This is a genomic window from Amycolatopsis sp. MEPSY49, from assembly GCF_051337345.1.
Lineage (GTDB): Bacteria > Actinomycetota > Actinomycetes > Mycobacteriales > Pseudonocardiaceae > Amycolatopsis.
Genome location: NZ_JBDLYJ010000006.1, coordinates 26209 through 51196, shown reverse-complemented (window position 1 = coordinate 51196; position 24988 = coordinate 26209). Strand labels below are relative to the sequence as shown.

At 72.0% G+C, this 24988-nt stretch carries 30 protein-coding genes; 17 read left to right on the top strand and 13 right to left on the bottom strand.

Annotated elements, in window-relative coordinates:
* The first annotated feature begins 80 nt into the window (after nt 1–80).
* Nucleotides 81–1337: a threonine ammonia-lyase IlvA gene (gene ilvA, locus ABFJ78_RS26380; protein WP_436389108.1), complete on the top strand. Its 1257-nt coding sequence runs from the start codon at nt 81–83 to the stop codon at nt 1335–1337.
* 20 nt (nt 1338–1357) lie between these two features.
* Complete coding sequence (locus ABFJ78_RS26375; RefSeq protein WP_436389106.1) at nt 1358–1924, top strand: NADAR family protein; 567 nt, start codon at nt 1358–1360, stop codon at nt 1922–1924.
* Between the two features lies 1 nt (nt 1925).
* On the opposite strand, the gene ABFJ78_RS26370 is transcribed toward ABFJ78_RS26375, so the two are convergent.
* Both ABFJ78_RS26370 and ABFJ78_RS26365 read right to left on the bottom strand, forming a co-directional pair.
* Complete coding sequence (locus tag ABFJ78_RS26370) at nt 1926–3302, bottom strand: alpha/beta fold hydrolase (protein ID WP_436389105.1); 1377 nt, start codon at nt 3300–3302, stop codon at nt 1926–1928.
* Between the two features lie 515 nt (nt 3303–3817).
* Entirely contained in the window at nt 3818–4522 is a 705-nt protein-coding gene (locus ABFJ78_RS26365) for a FadR/GntR family transcriptional regulator (protein WP_436389103.1), read from the bottom strand.
* Nucleotides 4523–4597: 75 nt separating this feature from the next.
* Between ABFJ78_RS26365 and ABFJ78_RS26360 the strand changes: the two genes are divergently transcribed.
* The gene (locus ABFJ78_RS26360; RefSeq protein ID WP_436389102.1) at nt 4598–5473 is read left to right on the top strand and encodes a carbon-nitrogen hydrolase family protein; all 876 of its coding nucleotides are present in this window, start codon (nt 4598–4600) and stop codon (nt 5471–5473) included.
* Entirely contained in the window at nt 5470–6795 is a 1326-nt protein-coding gene (locus tag ABFJ78_RS26355; RefSeq protein ID WP_436389100.1) for an APC family permease, read from the top strand. The genes ABFJ78_RS26360 and ABFJ78_RS26355 overlap by 4 nt, the downstream gene beginning before the upstream one ends.
* 1 nt (nt 6796) lies before the next feature.
* Here ABFJ78_RS26355 and ABFJ78_RS26350 read toward each other — a convergent pair whose 3' ends face one another.
* Together ABFJ78_RS26350 and ABFJ78_RS26345 are read right to left on the bottom strand one after the other, a co-directional pair.
* Nucleotides 6797–7156: a hypothetical protein gene (locus ABFJ78_RS26350; protein WP_436389099.1), complete on the bottom strand. Its 360-nt coding sequence runs from the start codon at nt 7154–7156 to the stop codon at nt 6797–6799.
* A 61-nt stretch (nt 7157–7217) separates the two neighbouring features.
* Nucleotides 7218–7970: an acyltransferase gene (locus ABFJ78_RS26345; protein WP_364457597.1), complete on the bottom strand. Its 753-nt coding sequence runs from the start codon at nt 7968–7970 to the stop codon at nt 7218–7220.
* A 52-nt stretch (nt 7971–8022) separates the two neighbouring features.
* Between ABFJ78_RS26345 and ABFJ78_RS26340 the strand changes: the two genes are divergently transcribed.
* The 5 genes from ABFJ78_RS26340 (at nt 8023) to ABFJ78_RS26320 (ending at nt 12354) form a co-directional block, all read left to right on the top strand.
* The gene (locus ABFJ78_RS26340; RefSeq protein WP_436389098.1) at nt 8023–8985 is read left to right on the top strand and encodes a nucleoside hydrolase; all 963 of its coding nucleotides are present in this window, start codon (nt 8023–8025) and stop codon (nt 8983–8985) included.
* Nucleotides 8982–10127 carry an NlpC/P60 family protein gene (locus ABFJ78_RS26335; RefSeq protein ID WP_436389097.1) on the top strand — a complete coding sequence of 382 codons (1146 nt, stop codon included), beginning with the start codon at nt 8982–8984 and terminating at the stop codon, nt 10125–10127. The genes ABFJ78_RS26340 and ABFJ78_RS26335 overlap by 4 nt, the downstream gene beginning before the upstream one ends.
* 100 nt (nt 10128–10227) lie before the next feature.
* Nucleotides 10228–10635, top strand: a complete 408-nt coding sequence (locus ABFJ78_RS26330; protein ID WP_436389096.1) for a YciI family protein — start codon at nt 10228–10230, stop codon at nt 10633–10635.
* Between the two features lie 5 nt (nt 10636–10640).
* Complete coding sequence (locus tag ABFJ78_RS26325; RefSeq protein ID WP_436389095.1) at nt 10641–11138, top strand: pyridoxamine 5'-phosphate oxidase family protein; 498 nt, start codon at nt 10641–10643, stop codon at nt 11136–11138.
* A gap of 70 nt (nt 11139–11208) precedes the next feature.
* Nucleotides 11209–12354, top strand: a complete 1146-nt coding sequence (locus ABFJ78_RS26320; RefSeq protein WP_436389094.1) for an RNA polymerase sigma factor — start codon at nt 11209–11211, stop codon at nt 12352–12354.
* Nucleotides 12355–12511: 157 nt separating this feature from the next.
* Here the strand turns inward: ABFJ78_RS26320 and ABFJ78_RS26315 are convergent, their stop codons facing one another.
* Nucleotides 12512–13327: a hydrolase gene (locus ABFJ78_RS26315; protein ID WP_436389093.1), complete on the bottom strand. Its 816-nt coding sequence runs from the start codon at nt 13325–13327 to the stop codon at nt 12512–12514.
* The gene (locus ABFJ78_RS26310; protein WP_436389091.1) at nt 13324–14166 is read right to left on the bottom strand and encodes an alpha/beta fold hydrolase; all 843 of its coding nucleotides are present in this window, start codon (nt 14164–14166) and stop codon (nt 13324–13326) included. The genes ABFJ78_RS26315 and ABFJ78_RS26310 overlap by 4 nt, the downstream gene beginning before the upstream one ends.
* Nucleotides 14167–14264: 98 nt before the next feature.
* Between ABFJ78_RS26310 and ABFJ78_RS26305 the strand changes: the two genes are divergently transcribed.
* Nucleotides 14265–14636 carry a winged helix-turn-helix transcriptional regulator gene (locus ABFJ78_RS26305; RefSeq protein ID WP_436389090.1) on the top strand — a complete coding sequence of 124 codons (372 nt, stop codon included), beginning with the start codon at nt 14265–14267 and terminating at the stop codon, nt 14634–14636.
* A gap of 4 nt (nt 14637–14640) precedes the next feature.
* Here ABFJ78_RS26305 and ABFJ78_RS26300 read toward each other — a convergent pair whose 3' ends face one another.
* Entirely contained in the window at nt 14641–15009 is a 369-nt protein-coding gene (locus ABFJ78_RS26300; RefSeq protein WP_436389088.1) for a VOC family protein, read from the bottom strand.
* Nucleotides 15010–15069: 60 nt separating this feature from the next.
* On the opposite strand from ABFJ78_RS26300, the gene ABFJ78_RS26295 reads away from it, so the two are divergent.
* On the top strand, nt 15070–15702 hold the full coding sequence (locus ABFJ78_RS26295) for a winged helix-turn-helix transcriptional regulator (protein ID WP_436389087.1): 633 nt from the start codon (nt 15070–15072) through the stop codon (nt 15700–15702).
* Here ABFJ78_RS26295 and ABFJ78_RS26290 read toward each other — a convergent pair.
* From ABFJ78_RS26290 to ABFJ78_RS26280, 3 genes are all read right to left on the bottom strand, one after another.
* Entirely contained in the window at nt 15692–15835 is a 144-nt protein-coding gene (locus ABFJ78_RS26290; protein ID WP_436389085.1) for a hypothetical protein, read from the bottom strand. The two genes, ABFJ78_RS26295 and ABFJ78_RS26290, sit on opposite strands and share 11 nt — an antisense overlap.
* A 47-nt stretch (nt 15836–15882) precedes the next feature.
* Complete coding sequence (locus ABFJ78_RS26285) at nt 15883–16074, bottom strand: hypothetical protein (RefSeq protein ID WP_436389083.1); 192 nt, start codon at nt 16072–16074, stop codon at nt 15883–15885.
* Nucleotides 16075–16157: 83 nt separating this feature from the next.
* Nucleotides 16158–17309, bottom strand: a complete 1152-nt coding sequence (locus ABFJ78_RS26280; RefSeq protein WP_436389082.1) for an MFS transporter — start codon at nt 17307–17309, stop codon at nt 16158–16160.
* Nucleotides 17310–17420: 111 nt separating this feature from the next.
* Between ABFJ78_RS26280 and ABFJ78_RS26275 the strand changes: the two genes are divergently transcribed.
* Together ABFJ78_RS26275 and ABFJ78_RS26270 are read left to right on the top strand one after the other, a co-directional pair.
* A complete protein-coding gene (locus ABFJ78_RS26275; RefSeq protein WP_436389080.1) occupies nt 17421–17816 on the top strand; it encodes a YciI family protein in 396 nt (131 codons plus the stop codon).
* Entirely contained in the window at nt 17816–19024 is a 1209-nt protein-coding gene (locus ABFJ78_RS26270; RefSeq protein ID WP_436389078.1) for an RNA polymerase sigma factor, read from the top strand. The genes ABFJ78_RS26275 and ABFJ78_RS26270 overlap by 1 nt, the downstream gene beginning before the upstream one ends.
* Before the next feature lie 3 nt (nt 19025–19027).
* Here ABFJ78_RS26270 and ABFJ78_RS26265 read toward each other — a convergent pair whose 3' ends face one another.
* The gene (locus tag ABFJ78_RS26265; RefSeq protein WP_436389077.1) at nt 19028–19354 is read right to left on the bottom strand and encodes an antibiotic biosynthesis monooxygenase family protein; all 327 of its coding nucleotides are present in this window, start codon (nt 19352–19354) and stop codon (nt 19028–19030) included.
* Between the two features lie 53 nt (nt 19355–19407).
* Between ABFJ78_RS26265 and ABFJ78_RS26260 the strand changes: the two genes are divergently transcribed.
* Genes ABFJ78_RS26260 through ABFJ78_RS26245 form a run of 4 tightly spaced genes read left to right on the top strand, consistent with a single transcriptional unit; the run spans nt 19408 to nt 22420 of the window.
* Complete coding sequence (locus tag ABFJ78_RS26260; RefSeq protein ID WP_436389075.1) at nt 19408–19836, top strand: MarR family winged helix-turn-helix transcriptional regulator; 429 nt, start codon at nt 19408–19410, stop codon at nt 19834–19836.
* Between the two features lie 41 nt (nt 19837–19877).
* Nucleotides 19878–20453 (top strand): PadR family transcriptional regulator, encoded by a 576-nt coding sequence (locus ABFJ78_RS26255; RefSeq protein WP_436389073.1) that lies wholly within the window; start codon nt 19878–19880, stop codon nt 20451–20453.
* An 11-nt stretch (nt 20454–20464) separates the two neighbouring features.
* Entirely contained in the window at nt 20465–21901 is a 1437-nt protein-coding gene (locus ABFJ78_RS26250; RefSeq protein ID WP_436389072.1) for an FAD-dependent monooxygenase, read from the top strand.
* 33 nt (nt 21902–21934) lie between these two features.
* Nucleotides 21935–22420 (top strand): hypothetical protein, encoded by a 486-nt coding sequence (locus ABFJ78_RS26245; protein WP_436389070.1) that lies wholly within the window; start codon nt 21935–21937, stop codon nt 22418–22420.
* 452 nt (nt 22421–22872) lie between these two features.
* Here ABFJ78_RS26245 and ABFJ78_RS26240 read toward each other — a convergent pair whose 3' ends face one another.
* Nucleotides 22873–23403, bottom strand: a complete 531-nt coding sequence (locus ABFJ78_RS26240; RefSeq protein WP_436389068.1) for a GNAT family N-acetyltransferase — start codon at nt 23401–23403, stop codon at nt 22873–22875.
* A 10-nt stretch (nt 23404–23413) separates the two neighbouring features.
* A complete protein-coding gene (locus tag ABFJ78_RS26235) occupies nt 23414–24355 on the bottom strand; it encodes an SDR family NAD(P)-dependent oxidoreductase (RefSeq protein WP_436389067.1) in 942 nt (313 codons plus the stop codon).
* Between the last annotated feature and the right edge of the window lie 633 nt (nt 24356–24988).

Genomic DNA, 24988 nt, shown 5'->3' with positions numbered 1-24988 from the left:
CCCATCGTGTTCGTCACCCCTTTGATGCGCCCGGAGGCCCGGACGGTTGCCCGGCGCGCGCGAGTCGTAGATTCATCGGGGTGCACGACATCGACACGGTGACCGCGGCGACCATCGAAAAGGCCGCCGAGCGGCTGGCCGGGGTGGTGACCCGCACGCCGCTGGAGCCGAGCGCGCGGCTGTCGTCCCGGGTGGACGCCCAGGTCTGGGTGAAGCGCGAAGACCTGCAGACAGTCCGGTCGTACAAGATCCGCGGCGCGTACAACTTCATCGTCCAGCTCGACGAGCCGACCCGCGCCCTCGGGGTCGTCTGCGCCAGTGCGGGGAACCACGCCCAGGGCGTCGCGTACGCGTGTCGCCGCCTGGGCGCCGACGGCCGCGTGTACGTCCCGGGCACCACGCCGCGGCAGAAGCGCGAGCGCATCGCGACGCTCGGCGGCGCGCACATCGAGGTCATCGTCGTCGGCGAGACGTACGAAGACGCCTTCGCCGCGGCCAACGAGGACGCCCAGCGCACCGGCGCGACGCTCGTGCCGGCGTTCGACGACGTCCGCACGGTCGCCGGCCAGGGCACGGTCGCGCTGGAGGTGATCGACCAGCTCGGGTTCGTGCCGGACGTCGTGGTCGTCCCGGTCGGCGGCGGCGGCCTGCTCGCCGGCGTCGGCAGCTGGCTGCGCGAACGGCACCCGGACGTCCGGGTCGTCGGCGTCGAACCGGCGGGCGCGGCGTGCATGGCGGCGGCTTTGGAAGCGGGCCGGCCGGTGCGGCTGCCCGAGCTCGACACGTTCGTCGACGGCGCCGCGGTCCGCGAGGCCGGCGCGGTCACCTACCCGCTGGTCCGCGAGAGCGGCGCCGAGCTGACCGCCGTCGCCGAGGGCGCGATCTGCACCGAGATGCTCGCGATGTACCAGTCCGACGGCATTATCGCCGAACCCGCGGGCGCGCTCGCCGCGGCGTCGCTCGGCTCGGTCGTCCGGGTGGAGCCGGGGCAGACCGTCGTCGTGGTGGTCTCCGGCGGCAACAACGACGTCAGCCGCTACAGCGAGATCCTCGAACGCTCGCTGATGCACGAAGGGCTGAAGCACTACTTCCTGGTCGGGTTCCCGCAGGAGCCGGGCGCGCTGCGGCGGTTCCTCGAGCAGGTGCTCGGCCCCGAGGACGACATCACGCGCTTCGAGTACGTCAAGCGCACCAACCGCGAAATGGGCCCGGCGCTGGTCGGCATCGAAATCGCCCGGCCGGCCGACCTGCCGGGACTGCTGGCGCGGATGGACGCGAGCCCGCTGCAGGTGGAGCGGATCGAGCCGGGCAGCCCCCTGTTCCACTTCCTGCTCTGACCGCGTGGTCCACTAGGCGGATGGTGAAGGTCGACGGTGTCCGCAGTGTCGAGGCGTTGCGCGAAAAGGTCCACGAGGGTGCGGAGCCCGAATACCTGCTGTTCTACGGGCACGCGCCCGCGAAGTCCGGCCGGGTCACGGCGAGCTGCCTGAGCCAGTGGTGGGTCGACCCGTTCGAGGCCGACGGCGTTCGCTACCCCACCGCCGAGCACTACATGATGGCGGGCAAGGCGCTGCTGTTCGGTGACGTCGAGAAGGCCGAGCTGATCCGGTCGACGCCCGACCCGAAGGCCGCGAAGGTGCTCGGCCGCGAGGTCGCCGGGTTCGACGCGGCGACCTGGGAGCGGCACCGGTTCGACATCGTCGTCGACGGCAACCTGGCCAAGTTCAAGGCCCACCGCGACCTGCGCCGGTTCCTCCTGGGGACCGGCGACGCCGTGCTCGTCGAGGCGTCCAAGAAGGACCTCGTGTGGGGCTCCGGTCTCGCGCGCGAGGAGAAGAACGCGACCAAGCCCGACTACTGGCGCGGGCTGAACCTGCTCGGCTTCGCGCTGATGGAGGTCCGCGACCAGCTGCGCGCCCGCTGAGTCACGTCGGTGCGCCCGGGCAGGACTTCGCCGTCGCCTGACCCGTGTCGAAGAAAGTGACAGCTGCGTCGGCGCAGGGCAGCGAAGCCAGGGAGCCGTGGACGTCGTCCTCGACGGTCATGAGCGTGCCGCCGATCTCGTTCTGCATCCGCAGCGCCCAGCCGATGGGCGTGACCGGCTCGTAGCGGTGACCGACGAGCTGCAGCGGGCTCGTCCCTTTTTCGAACGACCACGGCCGGGCGGCCAGCGGCCAGCCGACGCAGAGCTGTTCGTAGAGGCCGTAGCCGCCCGCGACGGGGAGCCGGTTCATCCGGTCGAGGCGGTGCTGCCAGACGGTGTCGAAGTCGCGGGGGCTCGGCGACTCGTTGCAGAGCAGGGCCGTCTGCTGGAAGTGGTTGAACGCTTGCGGCTCGCCGTCCCAGCTTTTCGTGGTCAACTTCCGGCTCTCGGCGGTGCCGCCGTCGCGGATGGCAGCGAGTTGCTTCGCCAGGCCGGCCCACTCGCGGCGCGGGTTGGCGAGCATGCCGTTGACGGTGGCTCCGTGCCGGTCGCGCAAGTCGAGCAGCGCTTTCGCGACGACGGGCTCGGTGGTCCCGAAGTGGTAAACGACGTCGTAGCGGGCGATCCACGACGCGAACTCGTGGAAGGTGTTCTCGCCGGCGGTCGCCTGGTCGTCGTCCATTTCGGTGACACTCAGCTCGGGCGGCATGACGGAGTCGAGCAGCATCTTGTCGACGTGGTCGTCGAAGAGCGACCGGTATTGCGCGCCGAGGGCGGTGCCCCAGGAGACGCCGTAGTAGCCGATCTTGTCTTCGCCGAGGGCTTGCCGGATCGCGTCCATGTCCCGGGCGATGGCCGGCGTGGTCAGGTTCCGGACGAAGTCGGGGTGCGCGGCGACGCAGGCTTGGTTCGCCGCGGCCGCGCGCTCGGCGGCTTCGCGGGCTTTGTCCTTGTCGGGGACGGGCTCCGGGAAGTCGACGTCGCACGGCAGGTCGGCGCTGTAGCCGACGCCGCGCGGGTCGAAACCGACGAGGTCGTGGTGCACGCCGATGCCGCCGGCGTGACTGTCGGCGATGCTGCGCGGCATGGCCAGGCCGGACTGGCCGGGCCCACCGGGGTTCAGCAGGACGACGCCGGTCTTCGCGCCCGTCGCCTTTATGCGGCTGACGGCGATGTCGATTTTCGGGCCAGCCGGGTCGGCGTAGTCGAGCGGGACGGGCACGAGGGCGCATTCGGTGCGCTGGTCATCGGAGTCCCAGCCCTTTGCGACGGCGGAGCAGAGTTGCCAGGAGAGCCCCTCCGCGGCGGCGACGGCCGGGACAGCGGGAACGAGCGCCACGGCGGCGAGCAGTGGGACGGCGAACCGGATGATCGACATGGGCTCAGGCTGCCGGGGCGGGGGTGGCCGGAGATCGGCCGATCAGCCGATGGTCACCGCCGAGTGGCCATCGCTCTCCGGCCGCGCCGTGGTCGGTTGTCGACCATCGCCTCGTCGCGCTGACCAAGCCCGGCCGACCAGCGACCGGGCAGCCGAGCCGTGGTCGGCTTCCAGCCATCATCGGCACGAGCCACGGCTGGCTTCCGACCATCACCCGGCCCCGGCCTGCTGACCACGGCGTGGTCGGTTTCCGGCCATCATCGGCACGAGCCATGGCCGGTTTCCGGCTATCCCCCGGCCCCGGCCTACTGACCACGGCACGGTCGGCTTCCGGCCATCACCGCCCCGCGCCCTCCTGACCACGGCACGGTCGCCTTCCGGCCATCGTCGACACGAGCCATGGCCGACTTCCGGCCATCACCCGGCCCAGGCCTGCCGACCACGGCATGGTCGGTTTCCGGCCATCACCACCCCGGCCCCTCCTGACCACCGCGTTGCCGGTTTCCGGCCACCGCTCAGCCGAGGCCGACGAACATCGTCTGGTGCAGGCCGCGCACGTGCTTCCTCGTCACCCGCGCCGCCGCGTCCGGGTCGCCCGCCGCCAACGCCTTCACCAGCTTCGCGTGGTCGCGGTTCGACTCCCGCAGCTTCTCCATCGGGTACGGCAAGTAGAACCGGTACAGCTCCGCCAGCACCACCTCGTACTGCGCGACCGCCGCCGCCGGGCCGGGCGCCGCCACTGTCCGGTGGAACTCCGCGTCCAGCTCGTGGAACTCCGCCCAGCCCTTCGCCGAGTCCATGCGCGCGACCAACGTCCGCAGGCGGGACAGGTCCGGGGACCGCTTCGCCACCAATTGGACCAAGCCAGACTCCAAGACCATGCGGTGGTCGATCAGCTCGCGGACTTCCGCCGCCGACTCGCGATAGGCGCCGACCTCGCGGACTCGCTCCGCCGGTGGGTCCGCGGCCACCGATGTCCCGCCGCCCCGGCCGCGGCGGCGTTCGATCAGGCCGTCGCCGACCAGGGACTCCAGAGCCCTTCGCACCGTGATCTCCGCGACGCCCAACGCCCGCGCGATCTCGGCGTTCGCGGGCAGGCGCTCGCCCGGCTTCAGCAGGCCGAGCTCCACCGCGAGCGCGATGCGCGCACGGACGGTGTCCAGTGCCGACAACCGCCGGATACCGGTGAGGGCCGGGGCGCTCAGGTCTGCCGTCGCCATGAAACGACCGTACCGCACAAACTGCTCATCTTGAGCACTCTTGTTTAAGTGTTCAAGATGGACTATTTTTCGTCCATGCCGCGACCACTGCCGATCGCCCTGGTTCAAGCGCCGCCCCGGCCCGTCGGGGACGGCGGGTTCGCGGGCGAGGTCGAAGCCGTCCTTCGCCGGTTTCCGGACACGCGCCTGGCCGCCTTCCCCGAGCTGCACCTCTGCGGCGTCGACGGCGAAGGCGACGAGCGGACGCGTCAACTGCGCGAAGCCGCCGAGCCGTTGCACGGAAAACGGACCACGGAACTCGCCGAGCTGGCCGGCGACCTCGGGATCTGGCTCGCGCCCGGCACCGTCTGCGAAGCCGGCGACCACGGCGAGCTGTTCAACACCGCCCTGGTCTTTTCCCCGCGAGGCGAACTGGCCGGCTGGTACCGCAAGGTCTTCCCCTGGCGGCCGCACGAGCCGTACGACCCCGGCGACCGGTTCGTCGTCGCCGATCTGGCCGACGCCGGCCGCGTCGGGTTCTCCATCTGCTACGACGCCTGGTTCCCCGAGGTGACCCGGCACCTCGCCTGGATGGGTGCCGAGCTCGTGCTCAACCCCGTCCAGACCACGACCCCCGACCGCGCGCAGGAGCTCGTCCTGGCCCGGGCGAACGCCATCGTCAACCAGGTGTTCGTCGCCAGCGTGAACACGGCCGGCCCGTTCGGCATGGGCGACAGCCTGCTCGTCGGGCCCGAAGGCGACGTCCTCGGCGCGTTGCCCGGCAGTGACCACGGCGTCCTCGCCCACACCATCGACCTCGACGAGGTCGCCCGCGTCCGCCGCGACGGGACCGCCGGCACCAACCGCGTCTGGGCGCAGTTCACCCCCGCCGACGCTCCCCTGCAGCTACCGCTCTACCAGGGCCGGATCGACCCGGACCGCTGGAGCCCCCGAGAAGGAGACGACCGATGACCACCACGGGCGCGGCCCCGGCCACCCTGCAGCGCCGGCTCGGCCTGCCCGGCGTCGTCCTGTTCGGGCTCGCCTACATGGCTCCGCTGATCGTGCTCGGCACCTTCGGCATCGTCGCGACCACGACCGGCGGCACGGTGCCCTCGGCGTACCTGCTCGCCCTGGTCGCGATGCTGTTCACCGCCGCCAGCTACGGGAAGATGGCCGCCACCCACCCCGTCGCCGGTTCGGCCTACACCTATGTCCGGAAAGCGGTCGACGCGCGCGCCGGGTTCCTCGTCGGGTGGGCGGTGCTGCTCGACTACTTCTTCCTGCCGATGGTGATCTGGCTGATCGGTGGCGCCTACCTCTCGGCGGAGTTCCCCTCCGTGCCCAATTGGATCTGGTTGATCACTTTTATCTTGGTGACGACGATCCTCAACGTCCTCGGCATCAAGATCGCCGAAAAGGCCAACTTCGTCCTCATGGCCTTCCAGATCCTGGTCATCGGCTTCTTCGTCGTTCTTTCGGTCAAGCAGGTGCTGCACGTCGGTGGTTCGCTGGCGAGCACGCAGCCGTTCTTCCACCCGGGCAGCACGCTGGGCACGGTCTCCGGCGGCGCCGCGCTCGCGACGTACTCCTTCCTCGGGTTCGACGCCGTCACGACGTTGACCGAGGAGACGACCGAGCCGCGCCGGACGATCCCCCGCGCCATCCTGCTGACCGCGCTGATCGGCGGCGGCATCTTCGTCGTGCTCGCCTACTTCACCCAGCTCGCGCACCCGGGCAGCGCGTTCACCGACGAGTCCTCCGCCGCGTTCGAAATCGCGACGACGATCGGCGGCAACCTCTTCGCGTCCTTCTTCCTCGCCGGCCTGGTGGTCGCGCAGTTCGCGTCGGGGATCGCCGCGCAGGCGAGCGCGTCGCGGCTGATGTTCGCCATGGGCCGCGACGGCGTGCTGCCGCGCGTTTTCGGCAAACTGCAGCCGCGGTTCGCGACGCCGGTGTTCGGCATCGTCCTGACCGGGCTCGTCGGGCTGGTCGCGCTGGCGCTGGACGTCAGCACGTCGACGTCGTTCATCAACTTCGGCGCGTTCACCGCGTTCACGTTCGTCAACGTCAGCGTGCTCGCGACGTGGCTGCGGGACCGGACCGGGAAACGCGTGCTGACCTGGGTGGTCTTTCCGCTGATCGGCGCCGTGGTCGATTTGTGGCTGCTGGTCAACCTCGACGGCATCGCGCTGGTCTTCGGCCTGGTCTGGCTGGTGATCGGCATCGCCGTCCTGGCGGCGATCACCCGCGGCTTCCGGCGGCCGCCGCCGGAGATGACGTTCGAGGAGTAGGTCAGCCGCCCGGGCAGTCGGTGCCGCCGCCGCTGCGCTCGACGCAGTGGCGCGGTCCCGGCGGCTCGGGTGGCGCGTGGCGCACGTGGTCGGCCCAGTTCAGCCCGGCGACCGCGACCGCCAGGGCCACGCAGATCCCGAAGAACCAGGTCCAGCCCCGCCGGCGCGTGGTCGCCGCGACGACCACGCCCACCAGCGGCAGCCCGGCGCCGAGCCAGGCCGCCCAGGTCAGGTAGCCGTCGCCCGCGTGACTGCTCGTGCCGAACACCGGGAAGCTCGCCAGGAAACCCTGCAGCACCAGGAGCGGGACGACAAGCAGCAGCCCTACGGCACAGAGCGCCAGCACGAGCGAAGACCACATTTTCCGGAGTTCCCCCACCCGGCCAGTGTGCCCGGAAACGGACCGGACGATCTGAGTGGATCTACTGCTCGAGGGTCTTCTGCAGCGCCTTGTTCGCCTTCCGCGCCATGTCCGCGACGGCCTCGCGACGAGCCGCGTCGGCCGCGTAGTCCTCTTCGCGGTTACGCACGACCCGCGCCGGCGCGCCGACCGCGATCGAGTAGTCCGGGATGTCGCCGCGGACGACCGCGTGCGCGCCCAGCACCGAGCCGCGGCCGATGCGCGTGCCCTTCAGCACGCTGACCTTCGTGCCCAGCCACGTGTCGGGGCCGATGCGGACCGGCGATTTCACGATGCCCTGGTCCTTGATCGGCACGTGGATGTCCGAAATGACGTGATCGAAGTCACAGATGTACACCCAGTCGGCGACCAGCGTCGCCGCGCCGAGCTCGATGTCGAGGTAGCAGTTGATCACGTTCTGGCGGCCGAACACCGACTTGTCGCCGATCCGCAGCGAACCCTCGTGGCAGCGGATCGCGTTGCCGTCGCCGATGTGGACCCAGCGGCCGATCTCCAGCCGCCCGTAGCCCGGCCGGCAGTGGATCTCGACGTCCTTCCCGAGGAAGAGCATCCCGCGCAGGATGATGTGCGGGTTGGCGAGCCGGAACTTGAGCAGCCGGTAGTACCGGACCAGGTACCAGGGCGTGTACGCGCGGTTGCGCAGCACCCAGCGCAGCGAGTCGGCGGTCAGGAACTTCGCCTGCCGCGGGTCCTGCCGCGCGCGGCGCCAGGCCCGCACCCGCGACAGCGCGGGCGCACCCCACATCGACGTCATGCCCGTGACCGTAACCTGTGTACGGGACGGGTTCACGGGCAAGGGGAGCTGGATGGGCACGAAGCTGATCATCGACACCGACCCGGGCGTCGACGACGCGCTGGCGATCGCGCTGGCGGCGCTGTCCCCGGACGTCGACCTGCTGGGCGTGACGTCGGTTTTCGGCAACGTTCCCCTCGACCGCACGACGGCGAACGCGCGCCGGCTGCTGGAGCTGTTCGGCCGCACCGACGTGCCCGTGGCCGCCGGGGCGTCGCGGCCGCTCGTCTATTCGAAGCCACGTGACGCCAAGGAGGTCCACGGCGGCGACGGACTCTCGGGCCACTCCTACACGCTGCCCGAGGCGACCCGTCCGCTCGAAGAGCGCGACGCCGTCCGCCTGATGCTGGACATCCTCGAAGCGTCGGACGAGCCGGTGACCATCGCACCGATCGGGCCGCTGACGAACATCGCCGCCCTGTTCGCGGCCCACCCGGGCGCGGCGGCGAAGATCGGGCGGCTGGTGATCATGGGCGGCGGCGTGACGTTCGGCAACAGCACCACCGCCGCCGAATTCAACATCTGGAGCGACCCCGAGTCGGCCCGCCGGGTGCTGGTCGAGGAGGACGTCCCGATCGTGCTCGTGCCACTCGACCTCACGCACCGCTGCGCCGTCGACGGCGAATGGCTGGCCAAGCTCGCGGCATCGGGGCCGGTCGGCGCCACCCTCGAAGGCCTCACCTCCACCTACCGGCAGCACTACACGCGCGTGTTCGGCGAAGACCGGATGGTCATGCACGACGCCGTCGCGGTCGCCGAGGCGATCTCGCCGGGAATCCTCCACACCGAGACCTACCGCGTCGACGTCGACTGCGGGCTGGGGCCGGCGCGCGGGCAGACGCTCGTCGACCGGCGGAAGCTCGGCGAGGAAGATCCGCAGTTCACACCCGGCCGCCCGATCGAGGTCGCGATGGACACCGACCTCGACGGCCTGCGCGGGTTCGTCCTCGACCGGCTGACTGGGGCCGCGCGGTGAGCGAAGAGCCCGAAGTCGTGCCGGAGGAGAAGGCAGAGCCGCGCCGCCGGAGAGCGGCCGTCGTGGTGGCCGCGGTGGTCGTGGTCGCCGCCGCGCTCGTGGTCGGCGTCCAGTTCGCGCCGAAGCAGCAGGAGACGACGAACGCGGCCGCGACCAGCACGCCGACACCGTCTGTCGCGAAAACGACCACGTCCCCACAGACGACGACGTCCGCGCCGCCGAAGGTGCCGGAAGCGAGCGAGTTCGACGCCTGGGCGTCCAAGACCAGCCAGTGGCTCGACGTCCCGCTGCGCGCGATGGTCGGCTACGCGAAGGCGACGACGAAAATCGGCAAGGACATCCCCGGCTGCCACCTTTCCTGGGTGACGCTCGCCGCGGTCGGCAAGGTGACCTCCGACCACGGCCGCGCGCGGGGTGGGCAGATCGGCACCACCGGCGTGCTCGACAAGCCGCTCGGCACGATCGAGGTGCGCGACTTCTACAACAAGGTCGTCTCGACGCCGAACGCCGCCGGGCCGATGCAGCTCTCCCCCGCGCTCTGGGCGAAGTACCAGGCGAGCTACGCGGGCGGGAAGCCGGATGTCCAGAACATCGACGACGCCGCGCTGACCACCGGCCGCGCGCTGTGCGACGGCGGGACCGACCTGTCGCAGGGCCAGCCGTGGTGGGACGCGGTCGCTAAGCTGCAGTCGGCGCCGCTGTTCCTGCACCGGACGCTGGCGACGGTCAACGTCTACGGCACGGTCGGCCAGGGCGCGGCCGCGCCGAACCCGGCGGTGTTGAGCGCGGTGAACTTCGCCATCGACAAGATCGGCCTCCCCTACATCTGGGGCGGCAACGGCACCGGCGGCAACGACCCGGGCTTCGACTGCTCCGGCCTGACGACGGCGGCGTACGGCAGCGCCGGCGTCAAGCTGATGCGCACGGCCGACACGCAGTTCCGGAGCGTCCCGCATGTGACCGATCCGCAGCTCGGCGACCTGATCTTCTACGGCGAGCCGGCGACGAAGATCCACCACGTCGGCCTCTACATCGGCAACCAGCAGATGATCGACGCGCCGCAGACCGGCCAGGCCGTGCAGGTGCACTCCTACCGCCGGGACGGCGACGACTACGCCGGAGCGGGCCGCCCGACCGCCTGAAAAAAGTTTCTCGAGCGGCGATGTCGAGAACGCGCGATCGGCTGCGTCCCCGGTGCGAACGCGGCCAAGATGGGCCGCACCCGCACCGAGGAGAACGACGATGGCCAAGTACCTGCTGCTGAAGCACTACCGAGGTGCCCCGGCTTCGGTCAACGACGCGCCCATGGACCAGTGGACGCCGGAGGAGATCTCGGCCCACGTGAAGTACATGGAGGACTTCGGTAAGCGGCTCGAGGAGACCGGCGAGTTCGTCGAGCACCGCGCGCTCGCCCCGCAGGGCACCTGGGTCCGCTTCGACGGCGAAGGCCGCCCGCCGGTCACCGACGGCCCGTTCGCCGAGACGAAGGACCTCATCGCGGGCTGGACGATCATCGACGTCGACAGCTACGAGCGCGCCCTCGAGCTGGCCGCGGAGCTCTCGGCCGCCCCGGGCAAGGGTGGCGAGCCAGTCGCCGAATGGCTCGAGCTGCGTCCGTTCTGGGGCCCGGCGACCACCATCACGGAGTGACAGCCATGGACCAGAACGCTATCGACGAGGTCCTGAACCGCCCGCTCAGCCGGGAGCTGCTGGCCCGCGACCTGACCCGGCTGGCCTACACCGCCCTCGACGGCACCCCGCGCTCGATCCCGATCGCGTTCACCTGGAACGGCTCGCAGCTCGTCCTGTGCACGTCGACGAACGCGCCCAAGCTGCCGGCGCTGCGCCGCAACCCGGCGGTCGCCCTGACGATCGACACCGAGGTGCACCCGCCGAAGATCCTGCTGATCCGCGGCACCGTCGAGCTGGACGTGGTCGACGGCATCCCGGACGAATACCTGCAGTTCAACGGCACCTACCGGATGACGTCCGAGCAGCGCGTGGAGTGGGAGGCGGGCGTGCGGTCGCTCTACGACGGCATGGTCCGCATCGTGGTCACGCCGACCTGGGCGAAGCTGATCGACTTCGAGACGACGCTGCCGTCGGCCGTCGAAGAGCTCATCCGCCGGCGCGACGAGCGCCAGTCCGTCTAGCAGGGGGAACCATGGGGAACTGCGAGCCGGCGGGGATCATCGTCGAGCCGGCGGAAAGGATCGGGTGAGCGTGGACGAGGTTCTGCTCCGCAGCCTGACGCCGCACGTGCTCGGGGTCGTCGTCCGGCGCGGGGCCGACTTCGCGTCGGCCGAGGACGCCGTGCAGGACGCGCTGGTCGAGGCCCTGCGCGTCTGGCCGGCCGATCCGCCGCGGGACCCGAAGGGCTGGCTGGTCACCGTCGCGTGGCGCAAGTTCCTCGACGCGGCCCGGTCGGACAGCGCCCGCCGGCGGCGCGAGGACGTCGTCGACGTCGAGCCGGCGCCAGGGCCGGCGGCCACGGTGGACGACACGCTCCAGCTGTACTTCCTGTGCGCGCACCCGTCGCTGACGCCGTCGTCGGCGGTCGCGTTGACGCTGCGCGCGGTCGGCGGGCTGACCACCCGCCAGATCGCGCAGGCCTACCTGGTCCCCGAAGCGACCATGGCGCAGCGGATCAGCCGGGCGAAGCGCACGGTCGGGAAAGTGCGGTTCGACCAGCCCGGCGACGTCGCGACCGTGCTGCGGGTGCTCTACCTCGTCTTCAACGAGGGTTACTCCGGCGACGTCGACCTGGCCGCCGAGGCCATCCGGCTGACCCGGCAGCTCGCGGCCGCGATCGACCACCCGGAGGTCGCCGGGCTGCTCGCGCTCATGCTGCTGCACCACGCGCGGCGCGCCGGCCGGACCGCGGCGGACGGCAGCCTGGTGCCGCTCGCCGAGCAGGACCGCGGCCGCTGGGACACCGCGGCGATCGCGGAGGGCGTCGAAATCCTGCAGGCGGCGCTCGCCCGGGACCGGCTGGGCGAGTTCCAGGCCCAGGCGGCCATCGCGGCCCTGCACGCCGACGCGCCCACGGCCGGCGAGACCGACTGGGTGCAGATCGTCGAGTGGTACGACGAGCTCGCGAAGCTGACCGACAGCCCGGTCGTCCGGCTCAACCGCGCGGTCGCGGTGGGCGAGGCGGACGGCCCCCGCGCGGGGCTCGCCGCCCTCGCGGAAGTGGACGGCACGCTGCCCCGCCACACGGCGGTGGCGGCGTACCTCCACGAGCGCGACGGCGACCTGGTGACCGCGGCCAGGTTGTACTCCGAGGCGGCCGGGAAGGCACCGAACCTGGCCGAGCGCGACCATTTGACCCGGCAGGCCGCGCGGCTCAACACCCGCCTGCGCGGCTGATACGCCGCTCAGGCCCGGATTCGCATCCTCGACACCCGCCCGCGCGGCTGACGCGCCGCTCAGGCCCGAATCCGCACCGTCGACACCCGCCTGCGCGGCTGACGCGCCGCCCTGGCTCGAGATCAGCAAAGTCGCACCCCTCGACACCCGCTGTGGCTCAGCCGAGGTGGTCGTTTTCCCCGCTCACCCAGGCGATGTACCGCTCGGCCGAGCGGCGGACCGCCCCCTTGGCGTCGCTCCGGATCGTTCCGCCCAGCAGGCCGTAGAGGCGGTCGAACTCGTACGGCTCCAGCCGCTCCACGATCCGGCGGACCAGGCCCGCCGACAGCGGGATCTTGTTCGGGTAGCTGCGCATGAACGTCACCCAGCCGGCCGCGGCCACCGGCACCATCGTGTCGCCGGCCAGCAGGACGCCGCCGGTCTCGGTGGCGACGTGGGCCACCGCGGCGCCGGGGAAGTGCCCGCCCGCCTCGACCAGCGTCACGCCCGGCAGGACCCGCTCGGTGCCGGACCACTCGCGCAGCACCGGGTCCTCGCGCCGCACCCACCGTCGATCCGCCGCGTGCACCAGCACCGGGACGCCGCCGAGCCGGTGGCTCCAGCTGACCTGGGAGCCGTACATGTGCGGGTGGCTGGCCACGATCACCGCGGCGCCGCCCAGTTCCCCGAGCCGGTCGGCGAGCGCCGCGTCGAGGTGGTTCGGCGGGTCCCACAGCAGGTTGCCGCCGGGCGTCCGCACCAGGTGGGTCCACTGGCCGATGCCGAACGACGGCTCCCGGTTGAACCGGTGCAGCCCCGGTTCCAGCTCCTCGTGCACGACTTCGCCGGCCGGAAGGTCGTCCAGCGTCGTCCACACCTGGCCCGACGCGGGCACCCATTGGCGGTCGTCGGCGCAGATGGCGCAGTCGCCGGCCGGGGGTCGTTCGGTGTCGGGGTGCTCGACCCCGCAGGTTCCGCAGATCCAGATCGTCACGACGCCAGTGTCGAAGCTCCAGCGAGGTCGAGGTCAAGGAACGGCTCGAGCAACGGGAGCAGGGCGTCCGGCCGGTCGAGCGGGATGATGTGGCCGCAGTCCTCGACGAGGTGGGTCACGAGGTCGTCGGCGACCGGCCGCAGCTGGCGGGCGAGCGCGTCGCCCACCGGGTGGGCGCCGATCGCCATCGTGGGCACCGTGAGACGGCCCGCCGCGACGGCTTCCGCGATCTGCCCGGCGGTGATCGGCATCGCGCGGTAGTGGGCGAACGCGGCACGCAGGGCGTCGCGCCCGGTGTACGCGGCGACGAAGTGGTCGCGGAGCTCGCGCGGCAGCCCACGGCCCCGCGTCCCCGCGTTGAGGAACCAGTCGACGTACTCGCTTTCGTGCCCGGCCAGGACGGTCTCGGCGAGTCCCGGGACGGCGTGGAACCCGAACCACCACGGCGGCCCGCCCGCGAGGAAGTCCTCGGCGCCCGGGAGGCGGCCCAGCAGCGACTCCATCAGGACGAGCCGGCGGACGCGCCCGGGGCGGCGCATGGCCAGGAGGAACGCGGGCGGCGCGCCGGCGTCGATGCCGACGACGGCCGCCACCGGCTCGCCCAGCGCGTCGAGGAGCGCTTCGGCGTCGGCGGCGAGGGTGCCCGCGTCGTAGCCGCCGGGCGGACGCCCCGACTCGCCGAGGCCGCGCAGGTCCGGCGCGATGACGCGGTGGCGCCGCGCCAGCCGTGGGACGACTTCGGCCCACAGCCGCCGGGTGTGCGGGAAGCCGTGCAGCAGCAGGACGGCCGGGCCCTCCCCGGTGACCGTGACGCCGACTTCGATGCCGTTCACCAGCATGTCTCTCCCTGAGCAGTTACCATTGGTTACCACAAAACCGTAGGTAACTTGCGGACGCCGGCCAAGACGGCACTTTCCCGACAGGTGGTGAGCTCGAAGTGACCCCCTCCCCGCGCGGCGACCTGTTCGACCCGGCGTGCCCGACGCGCCGGCTGCTCGACCGGATCGGCACGAAGTGGACGTCGATGGTGGTCAAGGTGCTGGCCGAGGCGGACCCGCGCGAGGTGCGGTTCGCCGAGCTGCAGCGGCGGATGCCGGGGGTCTCGCAGAAGATGCTGTCGGTGACGCTGCGCTCGATGACGAACGACGGCCTGATCGCCCGCCGCGTCGAGCCGACGGTGCCGCCGAAGGTCCACTACCGGCTCACCGACCTGGGCCGGTCGCTGGAGGTTCCGCTCGCGGCGCTGCGGAACTGGGCCGAGGAGAACATGGCGGCGATCGACCGGGCCAACGCGGCCGCGGCTGGCTGACTCCTCAGGCGGGTCCGGCGAGGCCGATCAAGTTGCCCTCCGGGTCGGTGAAGTGCGCGACGACCAGATCGCGCCCCGGTGCGCGGTCCGGGCCCAGCCGGCGCGTGCCGCCGAGGCGTTCGGCTTCGGCCAGCGCGGCCGCGACGTCCGGGACGCCCACGTAGAACACCACGTGGCTTTCGTACCCCGCCCCGCCGCCGACGCCGCCCGGGATGCCGTCCGTCTCCACGAAGCCGTAGTTGCCCGCTTCGGACACCTGGGCCGACACCGGCCCCGACGTGTCGTACTCCCAGCCGAACAGCTCGCCGTAGTACTCGCGAAGCCGCGCCGGGTCGGTACCGATGATCTCGAAGTGCACGACCGGATTTCCCATGGCGGCCACCGTACGCCTTGGTAGTTGTTAAAAACAACCACGAAGTTGTATATTACGACCATGCCGACGAGCCGCAGCTACGGAGACGCCTGCACCATCGCCCGCGCGCTGGACGTCGTCGGGGAACGCTGGGCGCTGCTCGTCGTGCGCGAGCTGCTGCTGGGGCCGCAACGTTTCTCCGACGTCCGCCGCGCGCTGCCGGGCGCCAGCTCGAACCTGGTCACCGACCGGCTTCGCGAACTGGAGGGGCACGGCGTCGTCGCCCGCCGGCAGCTGCCTCCCCCGGCGGCCTCGACGGTCTACGAGCTGACGGACTGGGGCCGCGAGCTGGAGCCGATCGTGCTGGCGCTGGGCACGTGGGGTGCCCGGCTCTCCCTTCCCCCGTCGGCGCACCTGGGCACGATGTCCGTGCTGCTGTTCCTCCGCGGCTTCGCCCGCCCGCGGTCGACGGCGTGCCACCGCGTCGAGCTGGACAGTCGCGTGTGGACGGTCCGCACCGAACCGGGCCGGCTGACGGTCGAGCCGGGCGAGCCCGCCGCGCCGGACGCGACGATCCGGACCGACCCGCCGACGTTGAACGCGCTGCTCGAAGTGCCGTCCGACCTGGACGCGGCGATCGCCGACGGCCGGGTGACGGTCGACGGCGACCGCAAGGCCGTCCGGCGCCTGCTGCGCGAGACGCTCAGCGCGTGAACGCGGCGGCGTGGTCGGCGGCCCATTCGGGGAAGCCCCGGGCGGGGCGGCCGGTGACGTCCCGGACCGTCTCCGTCGTCGGCTGCGGCCGGTCCACCAGCGCGGCCAGCCGCCGGATCCGGGCTTCGACCACTTCGGCCGACCCGACGCTGCCGAGCCCGCGTGCCGCGAACGCGGCGGTCAGCTCCCGGCGGTAGCGTCGAGGTCCTGGGTTTCGACGCGGGCCGGCCGCCCGGTCACCCGGCCGAGCACCGCTGCCTGCTGCCGCACGGTGAGCGACTCGGGCCCGGTCAGCGAGTACGTCGCGCCGAGGTGCCCGGACGACGTCAACGCGCGGGCGGCGACGGCGGCGATGTCGGCTTCGTGGATCAACGCCGTACCCGGCCACGAGCACCGGCTCCTCGTCTACACGGCGGCGCCCGGCACGCCGTCCGCCGACGAGCTGAAGCGGCTGCTCAGCGCGTGAGCGCCGCCTCGCGGACCCGCAGCGACGGCGCCAGGAACAGGATCCCGAACGTCACCACGACCGCCGACGACAACGCCCAGTGCAGCCCGATCCGCGTCGCCAGCGCGCCCACCAGCGCCGGCTCGACCAGGAACCCCAGGTACCCGCACGCGGCGACCGCCGCCACCGCGCGGCCCGGCGCGTCCGCCTGCTTGCGGCTCGCCACGCTCCACGCGATCGGCACGATCCCGGCCACGCCGAGCCCGACCACCGCGAAGCCGAACACCCCGGCCACCGGCCACGGCGCGGCGAGGACCACGGCGAACCCCAGCACCGCGACCGTGGTCGCCACCCGGACGAACCGCACCGCGCCCACGCGGCCCACGATCCGGTCGGCCACCAGGCGGACCGCGATCATCGTCCCGGAGAACGCGAAGTAGCCCAGGGAGGCGAGCGCGGGCGTCGCGCCCGTGACGTCCGCCAGGTACACCGCGCTCCAGCTGTTGACCGCGCCCTCGGCGACGAACCCGCAGAACGCGATCACGCCCAGCGGCACCAGCGCCCGGCTCGGCCACGCGAACGCCGCGTCGCCCTGGCCGCGGTCGGCTCCGGTCAGGAAGAGCGCGCGGCCCCACAGGGCCAAGGCCAGCAGCACCGCGCCGGCCACCGGGAAGTGCGCCGAAACCGGGACGTGCAGGGCCTCCATCAGCGCGTCGACGCCGGAGCCCGCGAGGCCGCCGATGTTCCAGAACGCGTGGAAGCCGGCGAAGATCGGCCGCCCGTAGCCCTCTTCGACGCGGGCCGCGTGCGCGTTCATCGCGACGTCGAGCAGGCTGTTGCCCACGCCGAGCACGACCAGCGCGGCCACGAAAACCGGCGCGGACCCCGCGAACGCCACCAGCGGCAGCCCGCCGCACAGCACGGCCGCGCCGAGCACGACCGCCGCGCGGCTGCCGATCCGGGTGAGCAGCGCCCCCGCGCCCAGCAGCGCGACCACCGACCCGAAGGCCAGGCCGAACAGGCCCGTGGCCAGCTGTCCCGTGGTCAGGCCCAGCTGCTCCTGCACCGCCGGCACCCGCGCCAGCCAGGTCGCGAACGCCGCCCCGCAGACGGCGAAGACGACCGAGACTCCCAGGCGCGCACGCTTCAGTTCCCCCGTCACGCTCCGCGATTATCCTGATCTTGGGGAAAATCGGCTAACTGTGTAGAGACCGCGGGCCGGGCTCCGTCCTTTCCCGTGAACGCGCCACCGGGGCGCGGAAAGGAGCCGATCATGGCGAAGTACATGCTGCTGATGAGCTACACCGCCGGTGCCGGGTGCGAGCTGCCGGTGGGCGAATGGCCGCCGGAGGACATCCGGGCGCACATCGACTTCCAGCACGCGCTGGACGCCGAGCTGCGCGACAAGGGCGAGCTCGTCGACGCCCAGGGCCTGGCCGGACCGGACCTGGCGAAGACGGTCGTCTCCGACGGCCGGACCAGCCCCGTGGTCACCGACGGGCCGTACCCGGAGGGCAAGGAGCTGCTGGCCGGCTACTGGCTCGTCGACGTCGAGAGCGAGGAGCGCGCGCTGGAGATCGCCGCGAAGGCGTCGGCCGCCCCCGGGCCGGGTGGGGTGCCGATGCAGCAGCCGATCGAGGTCCGCCAGGTGATGAGCGCGCCCGCCTGATGGCCGGCGAGGAGGTCGAGGACCTGCTGCGGACGCTCGCGCCGCAGGTCCTCGGCGTCGTCGCGCGGCGCTTTCGCGACTTCGACGCCGCGGAAGACGCCGTGCAGGAAGCGCTGCTCGCGGCCGCGCGGCACTGGCCGTCCGGCGGGCTGCCGGACAACCCGCGCGGGTGGCTGATCCAGGCCGCCGTCAACCGGCTGACCGACCAGCTCCGCAGCGACCAGGCCCGGCGGCGCCGGGAGGACGCGGCGGCGCTGGAACCGCCGCCGGCGGATGTCCCGGATCGCGACGACACGCTGGTCCTGCTGTTCCTGTGCTGCCACCCGGCGCTGCCGCCGGCGTCGGCGATCGCGCTGACGCTGCGCGCGGTCGGCGGCCTGACCACGGCCGAGATCGCGGGGGCGTTCCTGGTCCCGGAAGCGACGATGGCCCAGCGGATCACCCGGGCGAAGGCGCGGATCAAGGCGTCGGACGTCCCGTTCCGGCTGCCCGCCGCCGACGAGCGCGACGCCCGGCTGCGGTCCGTGCTGCACGTGCTCTACCTCGTGTTCAACGAGGGCTACACGAGCAGCGCGGGCGGCCGGCTGCACCGGACCGAGCTGTCCGGCGAGGCGATCCGGCTGACGCGGCTGCTGCACGCGATGCTGCCGGCCGACGGCGAGGTCACCGGGCTGCTGGCGCTGATGCTGCTCACGGACGCGCGGCGCCCGGCGCGGACCGGGCCGTCCGGCGAGCTGGTGCCGCTGGCCGAACAGGACCGGACGAAGTGGAACCGCGCGCAGGTCCGCGAAGGCGTCGCGCTGGTCACCGAGGCGCTCGCGCTCGGCGACGCGGGCGAGTACCGGCTGCAGGCCGCGATCGCCGCCGCGCACGACATCGCGCCACGCGTCGAGGACACCGACTGGGACCGGATCCTGCGGACGTACCGGCTGCTGGAGCGGCTGACGGACAACCCGGTGGTGACGCTCAACCGCGCGATCGCGACGGCGATGGTGGACGGCCCCGCGGCCGGGCTCGCGCTGCTGGAGACGCTGGAGCTGACCGGGCACCGGCTCGACGCCGTCCGCGCGCACCTGCTGGAGCTGGCCGGGGACGTCGACGCCGCCGTCCGGCACTACGACGCCGCCGCGGCGCGGACGACGAACACACCGGAACAGCGGTACCTGCTGACGCGGGCCGCGCGGCTGCGGGAGGAGTCCCGGTCCTGACGGTCAGCTGTGGTGCACCGACTCGACCGTGTACAGCTGCGGGTCGGCCTTCGCGAGCGCCAGCGCGGCCTTCATGTGCTCCTGGCACTCCGGGTCGGTGAGCATCGCGCGGAACGCGTCGGCGCTCTCCCACTGGGCGTAGTTGACGACGCGGGTGCCCTCGGCGCCGGCGTGGATGTTGGCCGCGACGAAGCCGGGCCGGTGCCGCATCACCTCTTCGGTCGCCGTGACCAGCACCTCGACCAGCTCCTGCTGGTGCGCGGGGTCGACGGTGAAGACGTTGATCAGGGTCGCGAGGTTCGCGTCCGGGTCGATCGTCGTGGTCGCCATGCTTCCCCCTGTGTCAGGTTCCTTACATAGCCAGTATGTGTAAGGTTCCTGTCATGAGTCAAGCCCCGACCGGCGAGCGGCCCGGCTACCTGCTCAAGCGCGCTCAGCAGGCACTGAACCAGGTCTGCACCGACCGCCTGCGGCCGCTGGAGCTGTCGATGTCGCAGTACGCCGTGCTGCGCGCGCTCGACGAGCACCCCGGCGCGTCGTCGGCCGAGCTCGCGCGGATCACGTTCGTGACGCGCCAGTCGCTGCGGGACGTTTTGGGCGGACTGCGGTCGGCGGGACTGGTCACCGTCGCCGAGCAGGCGAGCACGGGCCGGGCGCGACCGGTGGCCCTGACCGCGTCCGGACGCGCGAAGCTGCACGCCGCCGACGAGCTGGTCACGCAGGTCGAGGCGGAAATGCTCGGCACCCTGTCGCGCGATCAGCGGCGCTACCTGGCGGACCTGCTGCACACGTGCGTCGCCAACCTGACTTGACGAGCGCCGTATAGTCGGTTCCGAGTAATAGGGAGCGACTAGTGCCGTCACGCAAGATCCGCAACACCCTCGCGCTGGCCCTGCTGGGCCTGCTGCTGGAACGCCCGATGCACCCGTACGAAATGGCGTCCACGCTGCGCGAGCGCTACAAGGACAGCAGCTTCAAGATCAACCCGGGTTCGCTCTACGACACCGTGGAATCGCTGGCGAAGCACCGCTGGATCGAGCCCGTCGAGACGGTTCGGGAGGGCAACCGGCCGGAGCGGACCGTCTACGCGCACACCGAGCTCGGCCGCCAGGAGTTCGTCGCCTGGCTGGACGAACTCGTCCGCCGACCGGTCGCGGAGTACCCGAAGTTCGTCGCCGCGGTGAGCTACCTCGGCGCGCTCGGCCCGGAACGCGCGGCCGACGCGCTCGAGGAACGCGCCCGCCACCTCGCCGAGCGCATCGACGGCGCGAACACCGCCCTCGACGAGACCGTCGGCAAGGGCGCGCCGCGGCTGTTCATGATCGAGGTCGAGTTCGTCCGGCACGCGTGGCAGGCGGAGCTCGACTGGGCCCGCGCCACCGCCGCGGAAATCCGCTCCGGCTCGCTGCCGTGGCCCGACCACTCCTGAGGGGAAACACCGTGCTCGAAACCGATGTCCTCGTCGCCGGGGCCGGGCCCGCCGGCCTGCTGGTCGCCGCGGAGCTCGCGCTGGCGGGCGTCCGCACCACGATCGTCGAACGCCACCCTTCGCGGCCGCCGTACTGCCGCGGCTTCAACCTCAACTCGCGGTCGCTGGACCTGCTGGCCCGCCGCGGGCTGGCCGAGGGGCTGGTCGCCGAAGGGCACCAGGTGCCGCACGCGCCGGCCACCGGCCTCCCCGGGCCGCTGCTGCTCGCCGGCGCGGCCACCGATCACCCGTTTTCGCTCGGGATCCCGCAGACCCGCGTCGAGGAGGTGCTGGAGAGCCGGGCCGCCGACCTCGGCGTCGAAATCCTGCGGGGGCACGAGCTGCGGTCGTTCACGCAGTCGCCGGAAAGCGTTTCCAGCGTCGTCCACAATGGACAATTCGGCCGCACGATCACCGCGCGCTTCCTGGTGGGGTGCGACGGCGGGCGCAGCACGGTGCGCAAGCAGGCCGGGATCGATTTCCCGGGGATCGACGCGCGCTGGTACGCACTGCTCGGCGACGTCGAATGCAAGCTGCCGTACGGGGTTTCGGCCGGACCGGACGGCCGCACGCTGTTCGTCATCCCGCGGCCGGGGTACGTGCGGATCGTGGTCCGCGAGGACGACCCGCCGGCCGACAAGTACGCCCCGGTGACACTGGAACAGCTCCAGACGCAGGTGGACGCGGTGCTGGGGCGGCACGTCGAGCTGCGGTCGCCGCGTTGGCTGACCCGCTTCGGCGACGCGGCGCGTTTGGCGTCGCGGTACCGCGAAGGCCGGGTACTGCTGGCGGGCGACGCGGCGCACATCCACCCGCCGGCCGGGGCGATCGGGGTGAACGTGGCCCTCGACGACGCGTTCAACCTGGGCTGGAAGCTGGCGGCGACGGTGCTGGGGACGGCACCTGCCGGCCTGCTGGACACCTACCACGCCGAGCGGCACGCGGCGGGTGAACGGATCCTGGCCAACACCCGGGCGCAGGTGGCGTTGGAGGAGAGCGCGTCGGAGCCGTGGGCCGACTTGATGCGCCGGGTCGCCGCGCACCCGGCGGGAAACCGGGCGCTGGCGGAGATCATCACGGGGCTGGACGCGTGTTACGAGCCTGGCGGACACCCGTGGTCGGGGCGGCTGGCACCGGACGTGCCGCTGGTGGTGGCCGGTCGCGAGACGCATTTGGCCGCGTTGCTGCATGCGGGGCGCCCGGTGTTGCTGGATCTGACCGGTTCGTTCGGCGCGTGGTCCGGATTCGACGTCGTGCCGGCCGAGTCACCGTCCACTTCGGACGTCGGGGCGGTACTGCTGCGGCCGGACGGCCATGTGGCCTGGGTGACTTCCGGCTCGGACCAGGAGGGATTGGCGGAGGCGGTGCACCGCTGGATCGGCGACGTCCCGGTCCCGGCGCCGGCCTGATCCGGGCGCGTATCCTTCGGCGGGGGGTGGCGGATGCGGGGACGCTATTGGCTACTGGTGGGGTACGTCCTGGTGGCGGGCGGACTGTGGCTCACCACCGGCTACTGGCCGTGGCTGCTTTGGGCGTTCCCGATCGCCCTCTTCCTCACGACGGTGCTGATGCTGTCGGGCTACAGCAGCGAATTCACGATCCGCCGGCGGTGGCGCGAAATGCGGGAGCTCGCCGACCGGATCGGCGCCCGTGACGGCGAACTGGTGCGGGAAAGCCGGCGGCGCTGGGCTGTCATCGGCCACCAGGCCGCGATGAACTTCCAGACCATCCGCCCGGGTACCGAAGCCGAAGTCCGCCGGGCGCTCGTCGGCAAGGTCACCTCGGCCGGGTACGCGCGGACCAACTCCGGTTTTTTCAAGACCGCGAACGGCAAGGTGACGCTCGGGATCCGGGTCGAGCGAACGAAGTCCTACCAGGTCGTCCCCGAGGGGCACGTCCACGTCGAGATCTCGATGACCGAGGCGTGACGCGGGCGGCGCACCGCCGGAGCGGCGGCGGCCCCCGCCCTTCCCTGGCAGGGCTCCGGCAAAGTCGTGGCCGCGCGGTCTGCCCGGCGTCGCGGCGATGCCATGAAAGGGTCGTTCATGTCGTCTGACGAGGTGAACGACCCGTTCATGACGTGCGGACGACCGGATCGGCCACCCCGGCCCCGCAGACAAGCCCCCGCCCTTCCCTGGCAGGGCTCCGGCAAAGTCGTGGCCGCGCGGTCTGCCCGGCGTCGCGGCGATGCCATGAAAGGGTCGTTCATGTCGTCTGACGAGGTGAACGACCCGTTCATGACGTGCGGACGACCGGATCGGCCACCCCGGCCCCGCAGACAAGCCCCCGCCCTTCCCTGGGGGGCGTCCCCTGGTCCAGTCTACCGGCGCCCTCCGACAAAACTCCGCGATCGGGCGGCGGACGCCCGGGCTGTCCACAATCAGCCCTGGCTGTGGACAGCACGGGTCAAGACCGCCCGCTGCTCGACCCGCCCGTCCAGCGTGAACCGGCTGTGCGGCACGAAACCCAGCTTCTCCACCACCCGCGCCGAAGCCTTGTTCACCGGTTCGTACACCGCCAGCAGACGTTCGGCGAAACCGGACGAAAACACGTGGTCGCGCACCGCCGCCGTCGCCTCGGTCGCATACCCTCGGCCCCAGCCCGACGGGGCGATCCACCAGCCCATCTCCACCGCCGGCGCCGCCAAGCCGGACTCCGTGGCGCTGCGGCTGACCAGCGAGACCACGCCGTCGAACGAGCCCGGCGATGCCGATACCGCGAACCAGCCGAACCCATGGGCAGCCCAGTGCGCCAGCGTCGCCTGGTGCTTGGCGAGCGTGTACTCGCGGGTCCACGGCTCGCCCGTGCCCACGTACCGGACCGTCTCCGGGAGCTGGGCCAGCGCGAACAAGTCGTCGAAGTACTCCTCGGCCCACTCGTGCAGCGTGAGCCGTTCCGTGGTGATCAGCACCAGCGACAGTTTAGGCGTGCGCGGTCTTCCCGCCATCGATCACCAGCTGCGCCCCGGTCATGTAAGGGAAGTCGCCCGAGGCCAGCGCCAGTGCGAACACCGCGATCTCGTCCGCCGTCGCCATCCGCTTCAACCCCGGGACGTTCGTCTTCGCCCAGTTCGCCGCCATCGCGTCCCACACCGCGTCCGGCAGGCTCATCGCGCCGCCCGCGCGGCGCACCAGTTCCGTGTTCGTCGTGCCGGGGACCAGCGCGTTGACGCGGATGCCCTGCTCCGCGTAGTCCAGCGCCGCGGTCTGGACCAGCCCGACCAGGCCGCGCTTGGACGCCGTGTACGCGCCGCGGCCGGCGTCGGTGGCCAGCGCGTTGGACGACGCCGTGACCACCACCGTGCCGCCGCCCGCCGCCAGCAGGTGCGGGACCTCGTACTTCAGCGCCAGGAAGTTCCCGCGCAGGTTCGTGCCGACGACGTCGTCCCACTCGGCCGCGGTGTACTCGTGCAGCGGCTTCTGGACGGTGACGCCCGCGTTGTTGAAGCACACGTGAAGCCCGCCGTACTTCGCCGCGACCGTGTCGACAAAGCGTTTCACGTCGTCCTCCGACCGGACGTCGGCGCGCACGTACGTCGCTTCTCCGCCCGCGTCCCGGATCTGGCGCTCGACCTCGGCGCCGAGGTTTTCGCGACGCCCGCAGAAACCGACTTTCCCGCCTTCGGCCGCGAACCGCACCGCGGCCGCGCGGCCGATGCCCGACGTCGCGCCGGTGACCAGCACGACCTTCCCGGCGAACCGCCGCGCCGCCGACGGCCCGATCCGCGGCGTCGGCACCCCGCCCTGCACGAACGCGACCCCGCCCGCGACGCCGGCGACCGCGCCCACCCCGGCGGCGATCCCGCCGGTGGCCAAGAGCCGGCGACGGCTGTAGCGGCGGGGTTCTTCGTTGTTCTCGCTCATGCCCCCAGCGTGGCGGGGTCCGGCCGCGCGGCCATCTGTCGAACCGACTGGTGTTCACCACCGGTCACCGGGGTAGCCCGTTCGGCCGATGGTCCACACCACGGTTAATGGTCTATACCAATTAGGTCAGGAAGTCCCCGCCGCCGCGCTCGTCGTCGTGGAGGTTCCACCATGCGTCTCCGTTCCCTGCTGGCCGGGCTGGCCGGCCTCGCGCTCGTGAGCACCGGGCTCGGCACCCCCGCCGAGGCCGCCGCCGGGTCGCCGATCCCCGTCGGGCCCTACGTCGACATGGGCGCGTGGCCATCGCCCGGCCTGTCCGGGATGTCCGCCGCGAGCGGCATCAAGGGCTTCACGCTCGCGTTCGTCAACTCCTACGGCCTGCAAGGCCAGCTGGTTCGGCGCGTACGACCCGCGCACGGCCTGGCAGAAGGACGAGATCACCAAGATCCGCAACGGCGGCGGCGACGTCAAGATCTCCTTCGGCGGCGCGTCCGGCATCGAGCTGGCGCAAGCGTGCAGCACGTCGGCGCAGGTCGCGGCCGAGTACGACGCCGTCGTCAAGGCCTACGGCCTGAAGTACGCCGACTTCGACATCGAGGGCGCGGCGATCGCCGACCCGACGACGATCGCCCG

Coding starts and splice junctions, on each gene's coding strand:
- ABFJ78_RS26355 (WP_436389100.1), top strand. CDS start 5,470: ATGACCACCACGGGCGCGGCCCCGGCCACCCTGCAGCGCCGGCTCGGC.
- ABFJ78_RS26235 (WP_436389067.1), bottom strand. CDS start 24,355: ATGAGCGAGAACAACGAAGAACCCCGCCGCTACAGCCGTCGCCGGCTC.
- ABFJ78_RS26275 (WP_436389080.1), top strand. CDS start 17,421: ATGGCGAAGTACATGCTGCTGATGAGCTACACCGCCGGTGCCGGGTGC.
- ABFJ78_RS26325 (WP_436389095.1), top strand. CDS start 10,641: ATGGACCAGAACGCTATCGACGAGGTCCTGAACCGCCCGCTCAGCCGG.
- ABFJ78_RS26365 (WP_436389103.1), bottom strand. CDS start 4,522: ATGGCGACGGCAGACCTGAGCGCCCCGGCCCTCACCGGTATCCGGCGG.
- ABFJ78_RS26295 (WP_436389087.1), top strand. CDS start 15,070: ATGCCGACGAGCCGCAGCTACGGAGACGCCTGCACCATCGCCCGCGCG.
- ABFJ78_RS26310 (WP_436389091.1), bottom strand. CDS start 14,166: ATGCTGGTGAACGGCATCGAAGTCGGCGTCACGGTCACCGGGGAGGGC.
- ABFJ78_RS26340 (WP_436389098.1), top strand. CDS start 8,023: ATGGGCACGAAGCTGATCATCGACACCGACCCGGGCGTCGACGACGCG.
- ABFJ78_RS26330 (WP_436389096.1), top strand. CDS start 10,228: ATGGCCAAGTACCTGCTGCTGAAGCACTACCGAGGTGCCCCGGCTTCG.
- ABFJ78_RS26270 (WP_436389078.1), top strand. CDS start 17,816: ATGGCCGGCGAGGAGGTCGAGGACCTGCTGCGGACGCTCGCGCCGCAG.
- ABFJ78_RS26345 (WP_364457597.1), bottom strand. CDS start 7,970: ATGACGTCGATGTGGGGTGCGCCCGCGCTGTCGCGGGTGCGGGCCTGG.
- ABFJ78_RS26260 (WP_436389075.1), top strand. CDS start 19,408: ATGAGTCAAGCCCCGACCGGCGAGCGGCCCGGCTACCTGCTCAAGCGC.
- ABFJ78_RS26265 (WP_436389077.1), bottom strand. CDS start 19,354: ATGGCGACCACGACGATCGACCCGGACGCGAACCTCGCGACCCTGATC.
- ABFJ78_RS26350 (WP_436389099.1), bottom strand. CDS start 7,156: ATGTGGTCTTCGCTCGTGCTGGCGCTCTGTGCCGTAGGGCTGCTGCTT.
- ABFJ78_RS26360 (WP_436389102.1), top strand. CDS start 4,598: ATGCCGCGACCACTGCCGATCGCCCTGGTTCAAGCGCCGCCCCGGCCC.
- ABFJ78_RS26245 (WP_436389070.1), top strand. CDS start 21,935: ATGCGGGGACGCTATTGGCTACTGGTGGGGTACGTCCTGGTGGCGGGC.
- ABFJ78_RS26300 (WP_436389088.1), bottom strand. CDS start 15,009: ATGGGAAATCCGGTCGTGCACTTCGAGATCATCGGTACCGACCCGGCG.
- ABFJ78_RS26375 (WP_436389106.1), top strand. CDS start 1,358: ATGGTGAAGGTCGACGGTGTCCGCAGTGTCGAGGCGTTGCGCGAAAAG.
- ABFJ78_RS26370 (WP_436389105.1), bottom strand. CDS start 3,302: ATGTCGATCATCCGGTTCGCCGTCCCACTGCTCGCCGCCGTGGCGCTC.